The organism is Nostoc sp. DedSLP03 (genome assembly GCF_034530815.1).
GTDB lineage: Bacteria > Cyanobacteriota > Cyanobacteriia > Cyanobacteriales > Nostocaceae > Nostoc.
Map to the genome: position 1 here is coordinate 24,885 of NZ_JAVRCK010000010.1, position 14,209 is coordinate 39,093.

Annotated in this window: 16 protein-coding genes; 7 read left to right on the plus strand and 9 right to left on the minus strand. The window is 41.7% G+C overall.

What is annotated here, in order from left to right; genetic code table 11:
* Nucleotides 1-6 precede the first annotated feature (6 nt).
* The gene (locus tag RM368_RS06975; RefSeq protein ID WP_322693402.1) at nt 7-372 is read right to left on the minus strand and encodes a hypothetical protein; all 366 of its coding nucleotides are present in this window, start codon (nt 370-372) and stop codon (nt 7-9) included.
* A gap of 134 nt (nt 373-506) precedes the next feature.
* Between RM368_RS06975 and RM368_RS06980 the strand changes: the two genes are divergently transcribed.
* On the plus strand, nt 507-755 hold the full coding sequence (locus RM368_RS06980) for a hypothetical protein (protein WP_322693403.1): 249 nt from the start codon (nt 507-509) through the stop codon (nt 753-755).
* Nucleotides 756-961: 206 nt separating this feature from the next.
* A complete protein-coding gene (locus RM368_RS06985; protein ID WP_322693404.1) occupies nt 962-1,333 on the plus strand; it encodes a hypothetical protein in 372 nt (123 codons plus the stop codon).
* Here the strand turns inward: RM368_RS06985 and RM368_RS06990 are convergent.
* The 3 genes from RM368_RS06990 to nfi form a co-directional block, all read right to left on the minus strand.
* Nucleotides 1,325-3,286, minus strand: a complete 1,962-nt coding sequence (locus RM368_RS06990; RefSeq protein ID WP_322693405.1) for an FHA domain-containing protein — start codon at nt 3,284-3,286, stop codon at nt 1,325-1,327. The two genes, RM368_RS06985 and RM368_RS06990, sit on opposite strands and share 9 nt — an antisense overlap.
* 130 nt (nt 3,287-3,416) lie before the next feature.
* Nucleotides 3,417-3,968 carry an FHA domain-containing protein gene (locus RM368_RS06995; protein ID WP_322693406.1) on the minus strand — a complete coding sequence of 184 codons (552 nt, stop codon included), beginning with the start codon at nt 3,966-3,968 and terminating at the stop codon, nt 3,417-3,419.
* Between the two features lie 107 nt (nt 3,969-4,075).
* Nucleotides 4,076-4,741 carry a deoxyribonuclease V gene (nfi, locus tag RM368_RS07000; RefSeq protein ID WP_322693407.1) on the minus strand — a complete coding sequence of 222 codons (666 nt, stop codon included), beginning with the start codon at nt 4,739-4,741 and terminating at the stop codon, nt 4,076-4,078.
* Nucleotides 4,742-4,985: 244 nt separating this feature from the next.
* Between nfi and RM368_RS07005 the strand changes: the two genes are divergently transcribed.
* From RM368_RS07005 to RM368_RS07025, 5 genes are all read left to right on the plus strand, one after another.
* A complete protein-coding gene (locus RM368_RS07005; protein WP_322693408.1) occupies nt 4,986-5,507 on the plus strand; it encodes a hypothetical protein in 522 nt (173 codons plus the stop codon).
* A 189-nt stretch (nt 5,508-5,696) separates the two neighbouring features.
* Nucleotides 5,697-6,869 carry a hypothetical protein gene (locus RM368_RS07010; RefSeq protein WP_322693409.1) on the plus strand — a complete coding sequence of 391 codons (1,173 nt, stop codon included), beginning with the start codon at nt 5,697-5,699 and terminating at the stop codon, nt 6,867-6,869.
* Nucleotides 6,870-6,939: 70 nt separating this feature from the next.
* On the plus strand, nt 6,940-7,173 hold the full coding sequence (locus tag RM368_RS07015) for a hypothetical protein (protein ID WP_322693410.1): 234 nt from the start codon (nt 6,940-6,942) through the stop codon (nt 7,171-7,173).
* Nucleotides 7,161-7,610 carry a type II toxin-antitoxin system VapC family toxin gene (locus RM368_RS07020; RefSeq protein WP_322693411.1) on the plus strand — a complete coding sequence of 150 codons (450 nt, stop codon included), beginning with the start codon at nt 7,161-7,163 and terminating at the stop codon, nt 7,608-7,610. Before RM368_RS07015 ends, RM368_RS07020 begins: the two co-directional genes overlap by 13 nt.
* Nucleotides 7,611-7,648: 38 nt before the next feature.
* A complete protein-coding gene (locus RM368_RS07025) occupies nt 7,649-8,614 on the plus strand; it encodes an aldo/keto reductase (RefSeq protein WP_322693412.1) in 966 nt (321 codons plus the stop codon).
* Between the two features lie 33 nt (nt 8,615-8,647).
* On the opposite strand, the gene RM368_RS07030 is transcribed toward RM368_RS07025, so the two are convergent.
* The 5 genes from RM368_RS07030 to lpxC form a co-directional block, all read right to left on the minus strand.
* Nucleotides 8,648-9,901, minus strand: a complete 1,254-nt coding sequence (locus RM368_RS07030; RefSeq protein WP_322693413.1) for a DNA cytosine methyltransferase — start codon at nt 9,899-9,901, stop codon at nt 8,648-8,650.
* Between the two features lie 153 nt (nt 9,902-10,054).
* Nucleotides 10,055-11,221 (minus strand): lipid-A-disaccharide synthase, encoded by a 1,167-nt coding sequence (gene lpxB / locus RM368_RS07035; protein ID WP_322693414.1) that lies wholly within the window; start codon nt 11,219-11,221, stop codon nt 10,055-10,057.
* Between the two features lie 164 nt (nt 11,222-11,385).
* Nucleotides 11,386-12,204 carry an acyl-ACP--UDP-N-acetylglucosamine O-acyltransferase gene (gene lpxA / locus RM368_RS07040; protein WP_322671486.1) on the minus strand — a complete coding sequence of 273 codons (819 nt, stop codon included), beginning with the start codon at nt 12,202-12,204 and terminating at the stop codon, nt 11,386-11,388.
* A gap of 307 nt (nt 12,205-12,511) precedes the next feature.
* The gene (fabZ, locus tag RM368_RS07045; RefSeq protein ID WP_322671485.1) at nt 12,512-13,042 is read right to left on the minus strand and encodes a 3-hydroxyacyl-ACP dehydratase FabZ; all 531 of its coding nucleotides are present in this window, start codon (nt 13,040-13,042) and stop codon (nt 12,512-12,514) included.
* Nucleotides 13,043-13,140: 98 nt separating this feature from the next.
* Complete coding sequence (lpxC, locus tag RM368_RS07050; protein ID WP_322693415.1) at nt 13,141-13,989, minus strand: UDP-3-O-acyl-N-acetylglucosamine deacetylase; 849 nt, start codon at nt 13,987-13,989, stop codon at nt 13,141-13,143.
* Between the last annotated feature and the right edge of the window lie 220 nt (nt 13,990-14,209).

Sequence of the window (14,209 nt, forward strand, 5' to 3'; positions counted from 1 at the left end):
AAATTTTTAAAATGGAACAGCAGGGGGAATATTTTGATGAATTTCTTTAATTGTTGGTTGGGCAGCGTTCGACTGAGCGCTCACGCCGAAGTCTTGCCCGCCATTATATTTCGCTGTCAGACAAGCCCGTAACTTTTCCAGCTTACCGCGACTGTTAGAAGTGGCTAATTCAGGATAACTCTTGGCGAATTTATCATACACCTCAGCCATCCGCTTTTTGAAAGCAGCCGCACCAATATTTAATTCGCTGGCAAGTTTTGCCTCACTCTTACCTGAGTTTTCAGTCTTCAACCGTTCTACAAAAGCTGCCGTTTGCTCTGGAGATAAGCTATTAATAGCAGCTTCATTGGCTAGAAAATCAGCCCATTCCATAAACAGCTTGTGAGATTTCTTTTCGATTCTACTTAATTTCTACTTTTGTTCTACTTTGTCTCGATTTCTAGGGAATCTCCTCTTCTTCTGGCAGAAATACGATTTGCATAGAAACATTTAAAAGAGGTTCAGCCATGAAAACTGCTTTAACAAATCCAGTCAACTCCAATCAAACCATCCAAACTTTGCAATTAATCCCCACCTCGCCAACATCATTAGAGAATCCATCTATCTGGATGCGAGATGGATACAGTCCCACTGAAATTATTCTGGCGGTGGCAATTTTAACTTCATTGTCGATTGGGGGAATTGCTTCTGTGATTGTGGCGATTACGGGTTTAGTTAAGACTTTAGTACGCCCGACAAGCGAAAAAACAAAGTAGCCTCGGAATCAATTCCGAGGCTAATAGCCTAAGTCCGTTCAAACGGACTAAATTTTAGTTAATTTGAGTCAGTTTTAACTGACTTATGCTGTTAGCCTGCGATTTGAATCGCAGGTGGGCTAAAGGTATCGCCCGTAATTTGAGCCTTTGAGCCTTTTAATACCAATTCAATTAATGATTGCAACACATTCTTGGGTAAAGACGCGATGAATCGCGTCTCTACAAATGGTCTATTTGTCGCATTCTTTTTTGAAATTGGTATAACCTTCAACGTTGAGCCTTTTATCCTCAACGTTGCGCCTTTTATCCTCAACGTTGCACCTTTTATCCTCGAAGTTGCACCTTTTAACCTCAACGCTGCGCCTTTTATCCTCAACGTTGCGCCTTTTATCCTCGAAGTTGCACCTTTTATCCTCGAAGTTGCACCTTTTATCCTCAACGCTGCGCCTTTTATCCTCGAAGTTGCACCTTTTATCCTTGAAGTTGCACCTTTTAGCCTCGAAGTTGGGATTTGCTATTTAAAACAACCAGATAAATACTCTATCCCTCCTGCCCCCTGCACCCTAATACTAAGGTGATTGATTTAACACCCACTTCAACCACTGACTAAAGGAACTTAAAACATTCAACCTTTGAACTCCAGGCGCACGAGCGGCGGCCAGTCCATCAACGGCGACTAATGCAGCGTATTGCAAGCCCAAGAAACTATCAACTGCGGCATAAGGGCCACCTAAAGTAATCGCCCCCGCAGCATACATTTGACCTCGATCGCTACGCATTTCTACTAATTCAAAATTGTTCGCTACAGTTAATCGCCCCAAGTGATTCACTGGGAGATTGTAATGTTTCACCAAATCTGCCAAGAGGGGATTGGCATCTACCTTAGCATCCAGTCCAGTAGCATCAACAATAAAGTCAGCGAACAATTTCTTTTCCCCAAAGCTTTGCTCTCGGATACGGGTAATAGTCCGGTTTTGGGCATCTCGTTCCACATCCAAAACCTCACCAAAGGTAATTTGATACCAGCCTTCGCTTAACCCTTGGGCAGTAATTTGCTGCCAATCTCGGCGGTCGGCGGTAGTAGTTCCACCCCAATCTGCTAGTAAACGCTTGCGTTCATCGGGGGAGGCTTTTTCTAACATTGCCCGGAGTTCGCCGCCCCAACAGGCTTTCGGCCAGTTAAATGGTTGAAATTCGTAATGATTTTTGACTAGGCGCTGGGTATTTTGAAATTTGTTGCCTTGGGGTTTAGGCGATCGCATTAAATGCAAAACTGCAATATTCCGATTTCGTTTTCTAGCTTCATAAATCCGTTGCACAATCCGCGAAGCCACAATTCCCCGCCCCCGAATCAATACCGTACCACCATGTTGCTCTAGTTGCTCATAAACGCGATCGTGAGCTTCATAAGCATTGACGACAGATGTAAAATCTTGATATTTTTCCCTATAAGCTTGCAAATCTGGGAGAAACTGAATTGCTGGATATCCAGTAGCTAAATGTAAATAACGACTAACTAAAAAAGCATAATTTCCTGGGCCGCGAGAATAGGCTACGCAATATCTGCCATCATCAGTTTTGCGAATTACCCTAACTCGCCCATAGCGATAAATCTGATTCCAGCCGATGCGCTTTGTCTCCCTATCTATGGAATCAAAGACATTACCCGCACGAGGAGTATAAGTTTCTGCAAATGTTGGTTCAGCAAACACTTGCCATAAATACTTGAATGCTGACTTGATCTCGCCCTTAGCTAAGTCTCCCCAAGCTTCACGCAAGGCATAACTAGGCCAACCCCAAATATTATCGGGACAAGAATCAGAATTAGAACGCAGTCTTTCATATAAAGGAATTTGCGAATTCAGACAGAGGCGTTTGTAACGAGCATAAGGTTCCGCCTCTAATCCCAAAGCCACAATTTTGTCAGCACGCACACCACTAATTCGCAGCAAATCAGCCCAAACAAAGCTACCCAATCCCGCCCCGATCGCTAGATAATCAGATTCATCTACTGGTAATCCTGTAGCATGAAGTGCTTGCACAGAGACTTTTTGTGCCTGAAACGCCAATGGCGGGAAATTACTTGCCACAGGCGGCGTTAGCGGCTGAACTACAGGTAAGCTAGGGTCTGGGCGATTAGTATTTGCGTTGAAGTGAATCGTTGAAGGGGGGCTAGTATCTGGTGCAGAGGCGTTAGCACCAAATGTCACTGCGATCAGATAGGGGCCAATTTGCAACGTATCGCCACTAACTAGAACACTGCGCGTTTGTGGTTGACCGTTAACATAGACACCGTTAACGCTACCTTGGTCAATCACTACTAAATGATCTTGTTCCCAATCAATGAGGGCATGGTAGCGAGAAACTTCATTACTGTTAAGCAGCATCCGAGAAACCCGCATTCCTCTATGTTCAGCAGGTAAGCGAGCAAATTCTCGACCAAAAGCGATCGGCACATTTAACAGTGGTTCTCGCCGTTCGCCCGTCGCTGGTTCTTCCCAACTCAATTGGATTTGTAGGTCATTTGTCATTTGTCATTTGTCATTTGTCATTGGTCATTGGGCATTGAGTATGGAGATTGAATCTTCAATTTTGAATTTTGAGTCGCACCTTTGGTGCGCTTCCAGCGCAACTTGAATTTTGAATTGATTTCTCCCCTGCTCAACTACCCCGTGCTACCAACACACTCACAGCCGCAGCTAAAGATGTCCCACACCAATGACAGCCAATTTGTAGATTCTCTGCTGGGGAAACTTTATGACATTTGGGGCATTCTAAGCCATAAACTCCTGGCGGTGGTGCGGGGGGTGTTTGTGGGTGATGGTGATGTCCGAGATTTATTACTGGATTGGGTGGTAGCAAAATTGTTGCTGGAATGCTACCCGTGGAAACGCTTGTAACATTGAGTTTTATTTGTCCTAAAGTGATACTACTGCCCTCAGTTAACGGCATTTCACCTTGGACTAATTGCCGTCCATCGACAACGGGGGGATTTTGCGATCGCAAATTCCTGATATAAAAGCGCTGTTGCTGGTGATGAAAAAATATTTCAATGTGGAGTCCAGATACAGTAGGATGACTCAGAACAATGTCGCACCGGAGGGGATCGCGACCGATGCGGACAGTGCCATGATTTTGACTTGGCTGTTGTTCGTAAATATTCTGAGTTTTATCTTGGCCTGCATCGTGCCAATGTAAAGTTAGTGCGTTCATTGTTCTAACTTCGTAAGTGGTATTTAGTTACATCAACTTCTTTCTGTGCGATTCCTAACACGATTGAGTAGGTGCAAGCAAGTATTTAGAAAAAACTTCAACAAGCTTTATCTATCCGACGCTAATTTATCAGCAATGCGTGTAGTTTCTGGCAACCGATATTTAGGCGTACAGCGCAATACATAGTCAATCGCAGTCGGTAAACTAATTCGATGACCACTGGAAATATACAGAGGTTTTACTCCTGTGCGCGATCGCAAAACTGCCCCAATGGTTTCACCGTTATATATCAGTGGTTGCGTGCTGCCTTTGGTTTGTGCCAATTCTTCATGCTTACCTATCAACCTCGATTTAGCTACACCAATTGTTGGCATATCTATAAGTAACCCTAAATGGCTAGCTATACCTAATCTGCGGGGGTGAGCAATTCCTTGACCATCACACAGAATGATATCTGGTGTTGTTTGAATCTTTTCCAAGGCATCGAGGACGGCTGGAATTTCCCGAAATGAGAGGAACCCAGGAACATAAGGAAAGATCGTAGGACGATATGCTAGGCTGGTCTCGATTACTTGCAAATCAGGAAAACTTAGGACTGCGACAGCAGCACGGCTAATTGTCCCATCAGCTTCAAAACCCATATCCACTCCAGCAACATACTGAATAGGTTCTTGCAGTCGATCCTCAGTAATTACTTGATTTTGCAGCGTTTCTTGGATAACTATGGCTTCTTCTAGCGTCAAAGGCCAAGCATGATCTCGGTAAAACTTCATAATATTGAAAATTGGAATTAACTGATTACTATTAATCCTGTTAATTTAGCAAGCACAAAAACAGAAGTTCTTGATGTTGATACAGGGAAAATATATTTTTGTAAAAGTCTGTGAATGACTATCTTTATACTAAATATTTTAGTCCAGGTTAGCTGATATCTTGCATCATAATGTTACTTAAGGCTGTCAAGAGGGAATCCTGAGAATATAAGTTTATTTTTCTAGATTTTCTCTTTTACTGGTTATGACACAGCCAAATGTTCTAAAACTTGCAAAACAGGGAGATGTAGAAGCGATCGCATCTCTGATGAACCGCCACTTATACCCCAAAGGGATCAACGCAAAAGTTGCTTTTCAAGATACTTGCTTAGAGGTAACGCTAGAATCCGCCCAAGTACTAAATCAGCAAATTTTAGTTGCATTTATCCGCAAAGGGTTAACAGCTTTAGGGGCTGCATCTGTTGAAAGAGTCAAAATTTATGGACAACAAACAGGTAAGGAGTTTCCGACTTGGAGTAAAGAGTTTGATTTGGGCATGGTAGAAGCTGATTTAGAACCAGTAAATGATGAACACTCTTCTAGTAATCCTCAAAATCTAACTATTTATATTAACTTAAGTGGCGATACTGCGCAGGGATTAACAAACCAAGATTTTGAATTTATTGCTAATCAAATCAGTACTGATATTTTATCCTCTTCTACTAACGTTTTTATTCAAAAAGTAAGCATTAGTAATGGTAGCTCTGTGATTATAAAGGAACGATAATCTTTAATTTTTCTCACGTATAGATGCAGAGATAGAACCTCAAATACGGATTTCTATAATCACATTAATAAGTTTATATGAATTTTAAATAGAGGATTGGAAAAATTTTAAAAATGTTGCTTTTATCTGTAAATAGGGAATCCTGAGATGGAAGATATTATCTTAGTTATTTGGATTTAGTTATTGGTTATGAAACAGCCGAATACTCAGGAAGTTACTAAGCAAAAGCTACAAACGTTTTACTGGCCTTTATGGTTTCCTTATCCTAGTTCTTGGTTAAAAGCATTGATTTTGACTCTATTTTTGAGAGTTATTATATTTATAGTTCAAAATACTGGAAAGTTAGGCTACCGTATTGCATATTTTGTAAACAGTCCTGACTTATTTGCTATATTTACAATACTGTTAATCCTATCTCCAATTCCGATAATTTCTTTGACTCATCACTGCTTACACTTGCTCATTAGTCGATTTATCTCAGAAATTCAGGCACCAGAAATAGGTAGAACACAAGGATTCTTACCAGGAATAATGAGTTGGTGGGAAGGATTGTACGCTTGGCTTGTAATTGTAATTTCTACACTGATAGCAGCTTTTTTTTCTACAATACTTCTACCATTCTTTAATCTTAGCCACGCCAGACAAATTGAATACTACACACAAATGCAAAATATTAATAATATAATATTAATATTTGGGTTATTTTATGTTTCTGCTGGGGCACTGATTTATCAAATTGAGTATTTGGTAAAAAAACGAATAATATCTGCTCATTCTGGTAAAAACCAACAAGATACCAGTGAATCAAATATTAATTTAGAGACAGAGAAAAATACAGGAAAAGAACTCAATACATTGCGTGGAGAAATGGGGTTACACACAATCAAATCAAATATTTTATCGAATAATGGACAAAATACAATTATCGAGTCTAGACGGAAGGCTCGTAATTTAAATAAAAAGATTTTGTTCGTTTTGATAATATTTTTAATTTCTCTAGGAATATATTTTTCTTCAATATTTTCAGAAAAACTCCCCCTAATTTCTAAAAGTTCAACACAAATACCATCAAAGCCTGTATTAGTTACACCCTCACCAGTGAGTTCAGAATCGCCGACAGTGTTGCTTGAAACTGATACATTTCGAGAGGCAGTAAATCAAGCAATTAATGCAGCTAACCTGACTCAATCAGCAAAATCTCCAGATGAGTGGAAGACAGTTGTGAGTCATTGGCAAGGTGCGATCGCACTTATGAAAAACGTGCCATCTTCTAGCCCCAATTATGCAATAGCCCAGCAAAAAATCATAGAATATCAGAAAAATCTTAACTACGCTGATAAAAATGCCGTTGCTGGCAAGTAGCGCGATCGCACCTCAAAGCTAAACTAGAAAAAGCACTGCGATATTCCGGCGCTAATGAGGATAAACTATCATGCTTAATGGACTCAAACAAAAAGCGATCGTCAAACCTGGCGGTATAGTAGAAATCTGTTCTCCAGAACTTCCAGCAGGTGCAACTGTCGAGGTGATAGTCCTTCTGGAGTCACCCCCAGAGTATTCTGAAAAGCCTCTAACTAGCTTTCTTGGATCTGCTAAAGGCAATTTTGCCACACCGGAAGAAGTGGATAAGTTTATTCGCCAAGAACGAGATGCATGGGAATTCTAGATGCTATTCAAGGCACACGGATCTACCTCGATACCAACATTTGGATCTATGCTTTAGAGGGATATCCAGCATTTGCCCAAGATTTAACTCAGTTATTCCAAAGTATTGATCGAGGTAACTTGAGTGTAGTAACTAGTGAATTATCACTTGCTGAAGTATTGGTAAAACCTTTCCAAAATCAGGATTTAGCTCAACAGACAACTTACAAACAACTGATTAGCAATTCCCAGAATTTAACAGTAATTCCTGTCAGTCGTCAGATTTTAATTGAAGCTGCTCAACTTCGTGCCAGAATTAACATTAAATTACCAGATGCTATCCATGCAGCGACAGCACTGTTGACTCAATGTTCTACTTTTCTAACCAACGATCGGCGCTTTCGTAGTGTTCCTAAACTATCAGTAATTTTGCTTTCTAAGATTAATCCCCCTAGTTAGAATTTATAATAAGAGTAATTTCGCCCCCGAACCCAATCATGACAGAAGGAAAAACGCGGCGTAATTTCCTAATTACCAGCATTGCTGTAACTGGAGGTATTGTGGCAACTAATGCTTTACAGCAAAATACTACCAACACCGCAACACCGCCAGCAACTATGCCAGAGCGGGTACTGGGACGCACGCAAGTAAAACTCCCGATCTTTGGGTTAGGAGGAGCAGGACAAACGCCGTTATCCTGGGAAGGAAAAGAGGGTGATGCTACAGCAATTATTCAAAGAGCGCTGGAACTTGGTATCCGCTACTTTGATACAGCAGCTAGTTATGGGCCGAGTGAAGATTATTTAGGGAAAGTGCTACCACCCCATCGCTCAAAGGTGTTTCTCACAAGTAAGACGGATCGAAGAGATCGTGATGGTGCATGGCGAGAATTGGAGCGATCGCTTAAACGTCTCAATACAGATTATCTCGATTTGTGGCAGTTGCATCACGTTTCTTTTTCCGAAGAACTCGACACCATCTTTAGTCCATCTGGTGCAATTAAAGCTTTAGAAGAAGCCATAGAACAAAAATTGGTGCGTTTTGCTGGGATCACCGGACATCACGACCCTCAAGTAATTGCTGAAGGGTTACGTCGCTATCCTTTCCACACTACACTGATTCCTGTAAATGCTGCCGACAAACACCACCCACGTCCATTTATTCCAGTAGTTTTACCAGTTGCTCAAGAAAAAAATGTCGGTGTGATTGCGATGAAAGTCCCGGCTTATGGTCGGCTGTTTAAATCAGGCGGGTTGAAAGGTATGGAGCAAGCTTTAGGTTACACAATGTCTCAGCCTGGAGTTCATTGTTGCGTGATTGCGGCAGAGACAGTTGCACAATTAGAGAATAATGTCAAGATAGCGCAAGCTTTTGTGCCTCTTAAAAAGGAAGAATTGACTGCGATCGCTCAACAAACTGCTAATATCTGGGAAGATAGTACATTCTTCCGTGCTTGGACTTAGCCTAACTTGCACATATTACAGAGTGTATTCTGACTATTCACACTGATAATATTGTGCCGCTTGCGACATATTAAATTGTAATAGCTTCTCCTCTGGCAACTTGTAGCTCAAACTCGGCTTAAAAGGCAAAATATTCAAACTACGAATAATTTCTGACGCCACAGCCTTTGCGAGTAACGGTGGTACAGAGTTACCAACTTGTCGAAATCCGTGCCATTTGGTTACATGAAATCTAAACCAATCGGGGTAAGAATGCAATCTCGCCGCTTCTCTAACTGTAATACAGCGCGGCGTAGACGGATGAATCGGTCTTGGAGATGTGAAGGAACCCCTATACTTATCTGTTCCGGCTCTTAAAGTATTACAGACACCATCACGATGTAGCTTATGAAAACGACTAATTTTTTCTCTCTCACCTTGTTGAGTCTCCTGAAAACGTTTAACAGTTTCCGCAGAATGTTTGGTTCTTAAACTTGAAGAAAGTATTCGCAAATCATATTCTCGTTTGTAAGAATAATCATCATTTAGGCATTTGATCCCGCGAAGTACAAGAGCATAGTTACTAGGCTTTTCGTAGTCTGCAACAACCCAATCTCTTGTTAGTAACTCTGGATATTTTTCTATTTCAGGTAAATCTCCAATTGCATCCCATACTGTAGGACTCGATGGAATGTCAGATATTTTTTGAAAATTTAAATTATTTAGTAAAGCTTGTTTAGTAATCGGCTGAGGATATTTCGGTAATTCTATATTCTCTCTTGCACCTATAAGAAATAATCTCTCACGGGACTGTGGTACTCCGTAATTTGCAGCGTTGATAATTTGATAATTTTCTTCTACTTTATAGCCGTGAATTCTAAAATCGCTAATTAATGTTTGGAGGATTTGTTTATGTTCGCCAACTGTAATTCCCCGAACATTTTCCATCACAAAAAATTTCGGTTTTAGTTCAATAACCAGTCGATGAAAGTGAAATACTAAAGAGTTTCGAGGATCGTCAACAGCCCGTTTACCAATTAGGGAAAATCCTTGACATGGTGAGCCACAAATAACCACATCAATTTCGCGATCGCCAATCTCAGACCGATTCCTAATTTCTTCCCCAGTTGTATCCACAACACTTTTACATAACACTGAGCAATAAGGGAAGTTAAACTCATGTGTTGCACAGTGGATCGGGTCGATTTCCACAGACGCCAGCACATCAAAACCAGCTTGCTCAAAGCCAAGAGTCATACCGCCCGCGCCAGCGAATAAGTCAACTGCGATCGCTCGTTGTTTTTTCATCTCATAAGCCATGACGCCCCAATCTAATTCGTAATTCGTAATTCTTCTATAGGAAAATACGATTTATGGTAAAAACAGATGCCTCGCACTTAATTTTACTCATAAATAAACAGATTAATTCTCTATTTTCAATTACGAATTACGAATTACGAACTACGAATTATTTGGTCGCATTTGCAAAATTTCTTGAGCAGCGCGATCGCAAACCCCAACTTCTCCCAAACTTTGCCGCATTTCTTCATAATCTAGCAAAGTTTGCTCTCTGCGACTGGGATTGAGTAGCAGTTCCATTGCTGCTTGGGTAATATTTTCTGCTGTGGCTTGCTCTTGTAAAAATTCTGGCACAATCGGCTTCATCACTACTAAATTAGGTGGCGATGCGAAGGTTATAGAACCTTTGAGGATTTTTCGAGCTATCCACGCAGTCAAACGACTGAGGCGATAAACTACAACCTGTGGCACATTTAACAGAGCGAGTTCTAGATTGACAGTACCAGATTTGCTAATGGCTAAATCAGCCGCAGCAAAAACTTCTATTTGTTGACTTGATAGAACTGTCGCCCGTAAACCGTAACGCTTAATAGCCTCTTCGATTGGCTGTCTATAGACTTCTAGCGATAGGGGAATCCAGAAACGAACTTCAGGTAATTTAGCTTGAATCGTTTGGGCAGCTTGAAAAATAATTGGTAAAAGATATTTTAGTTCTTGACGGCGAGAGGCGGGGAGGAGTGCGATCGCAATTTCTTCTGGTGCAATCCCTAATGTTGCGCGAGCTGCTTTTCTACTTGGAGCATCTTGCATTCGGTCAACCAAAGGATGTCCCACCCAACTCACTTTTGCGCCTTTCTCGCGAAAGTAACGGGCTTCTTGTGGAAAGATTGCCAACAGCTTATCTGTAAAACCAACAATCCGGTTAGTTCTTCGCAAACTTATTGACCAAGCCCACTCTTGAGGAGCAATGTAATACACCACAGGCACATCTGGCAGATGTTGTTTCATATAAGTCCCAATTTCCAGATTGGGAGTCATATAATCGATCAGCACTACCAAGTCAGGTGGATTTTGCTTTAGGGAAGCGATCGCCTGACGTTGCACCTGAAGAGTCGGTAAAATATAAGGCAGCCCTTCTTGAATACCCACTGAGCCAATACTACTGGTATTTCCCAGCAAAATTGCCCCAGCCTCTACCATTTTTTCGCCACCCAGCGCCACAATTTCTAATTCCAACCCAATCGCCGCAGCTTGACGCTTCAGCGCTGAAATTAGTAGCGACCCTTGTAAATCGCCAGATACTTCGCCAGTGCTGATAAATATCCGCATTTGATAATTAAATTTAGGAGTTAGCTAGCTGTTAGAGACGCGATTAACCCAAGTCTTTCTAGGAGTTAGCAGTTAGGAGTTAAGAATGAGGAGTGAAGAGTTAAAAAAATTAATTTATCAACTCATAACTCATAACTCATAACTCCTAACTCCTAACTTTTAATTCACGATTCATCACTTGCGCCTTTTTTCCCTTTACTGGGAATCAAGCCACGTCTTCCAGGCATCTGAGAAAGTAGAAGGAAGCGTCGCAGATGCTGCAATTCTTCGCTATCCCCTAACAATTCCAACTGTTCCAAAGCATCCTTAAAAGACAAATCAGAACGGTAGAGAATGCGGAAGGCTTTTTTCAGCAAAAGCAAATCTGCTGAGTCCATACCAGACCGTTTGAGTCCGACAAGATTGAGAGTTCGCACCCGCGCTGGATTTCCTTCCACTAGCATATATGGGGCCACATCTCGGTCAATACGTGCCATACCTCCCACCATTGCTTGTCTACCAATATGCACAAACTGGTGGACACCTAAAACCCCACTTAGCCTAGCGCGTGATTCTATATGAACATGACCAGCCAAAGCCACAGAGTTAGCAATCACTACTTGGTCTTCAATGACGCAGTTATGAGCAACATGCACATAAGCCATCAAAAGATTACCATCGCCAATTACCGTCGCCTCACCAGCACCGGTAGCGCGGTTAATGGTAACGTACTCACGAATCAAGTTGTTATCACCAATTTTCACCCAGGTTGGTTCTCCTACAAACTTCAAATCCTGGGGTTCCATACCGATGGCTGCACCTGTAAAAATCTGATTTTGCGCCCCAATTTCACAAGGTCCCTCTAGCACTGCATGAGCGCCGATTATTGTTTCAGGGCCCACTTTGACATGCGCTCCAATCACAGCATAGGCACCGACTTGCACTGTATGGTGGAGTTCCGATTTCGGATGAATTACAGCAGTTGGATGAATTAGCGTTTTCAAGGGTGAATCTCCAGAACTGTCTTAATAATCCAGCGCCAGGCGGGGTTTCTGAGGCAGCGCGTTACTCTGCGAGAGTTGTACAGACTACCGCCCCATTGAGGCGACTGGCGTTGTTGAGTGTGAAATATTTCAGTGAACGAAAGTGTCGGGCAAAGCAAGTTAAATGTGTTTGTGAGTGCGTCTCGTAGAGAGGGCGGCGAAAATCAAGAAATTATTCAGATGCTATTGTGGATTTTTTAACTGTTATCCTGTTTTAGGATTCAGCAAGGGCATTTCACGGCTATACCCATACCACGAAAGCAAACTTTTAGCTAACTAAAGAAAACATTAATTCTCCTTCACAAGCAAGTTGACCATCAACTTCGGCACGACCTTGCATCTTACCGAAACGACGTTGTTTTACCCATAACAGTTCCACCGTCATTAGTAGTTGATCCCCCGGCACGACCTGGCGACGAAAGCGAACTTTATCGATACCAGCGAAGACGAACAACCCGCCTTCTACCGAAGACATTTGAGTTAGGACAATGCCTCCAACTTGTGCCATTGCTTCAACAATTAGCACCCCTGGCATCAGTGGACGTTCAGGGAAATGTCCTTGAAAATGGGGTTCGTTGATAGTGACATTTTTAACTCCAACAGCTTTTTTACCTGGCACGTAGTCAATGATTTTGTCTACAAGTAAAAATGGGTAGCGATGGGGTAGCAATTTCTGAATTTCTTCAGATGTGAAAGTTGTTTTAATCTCAGAACTGATTGTAATCTCATTTATACCCTGTGGTTCGGTAGATGTAGGTGTAGTCGTATCGATGGTATTCACTTCAGTGAGGATTGACATTGGCGGTGTAGTTGATTTTTTATCTAAAAGTTGAGTAGGCAAGCGTATATCCAAAGCCTTAATAATCCTGGATGCAAACTTTAGATCGAATCTAAAATCTAAAATCCAAAATCTAAAATTTTCTGAGCCAGTTGAATGTGTAAATTATGACTGGCTTTATACGCTAAAAAATGAGCACGAGGAAAAGTTCCTAGTAAACTCAAATCTCCTACTAAATCCAAGATTTTATGACGGACTGGCTCATTTGCAAATCTCAACGGTGGATTTAGCCAGCCTTCTGGGCCACAAACGAGTGCATTATCCAAACTGCCACCTTTAATTAACCCTGTTTTTTGTAAGTGTTCAATTTGATGCAGTAACCCAAAAGTACGAGCAGGAGCGATTTCCGCAGCAAAGCTAGCAGAAGTTTTTTCTAGTTCAGCGGTTAGCGACCAACTATGCCATTGATTACCAATAGCAGGCAGGTCAAAATCAATACCGTAACTAAAGCGGGTTTCTGCTGCTGGAAGGGCAGATACAAAGGCATCTTCTTGATAGACCCATATTGGTTCTGTAATAGCCAAGGGAACTTGGTTGTTAACGAGTTGTGAGACTAAGCCAATTTGGGCAATATTAGCCGTCCACACACTTGCTGAACCATCTAAAAGTGGGACTTCTGGACCATCAATTTCAATTCGGGCATTATCCACACCCATACTCGAAAGTGCTGCCAACAAATGCTCTACCGTGCGAACATATACCTCACCTTTACCCAACTGAGTTGAAAGAACAGTGTGACTAACTGCTGCAACTTGGGCTGGAATTATTGGCAAATCCGGTAAATCCACCCGCACAAAGTAGCGTCCACTTCCCGCCTCGGCTGGTAATATCCGCACCTGGGTATTCACACCGCTATGCAGTCCCACCCCTATTTGGGTGATTTGGGCTGCTAGAGTGTGCTGTCGCATAGCCGAAAAGTCAATATATTTCCTTTAGTATTGTTCATCGTCTGTTTTGGTAAAATCCCTGATATTCCCTGAAAAATGTCATTAATCCCTTTATCGGAACAGTATTGAGGTAAATGTAACAATTAGCAAGCTAATCCAGAAAAGTTAATTGTCATTTGTCCTTTGTCCTTTGTCACTTGTCACTTGTCCTTCGTGATTCACTAATGACCAATGACCAATG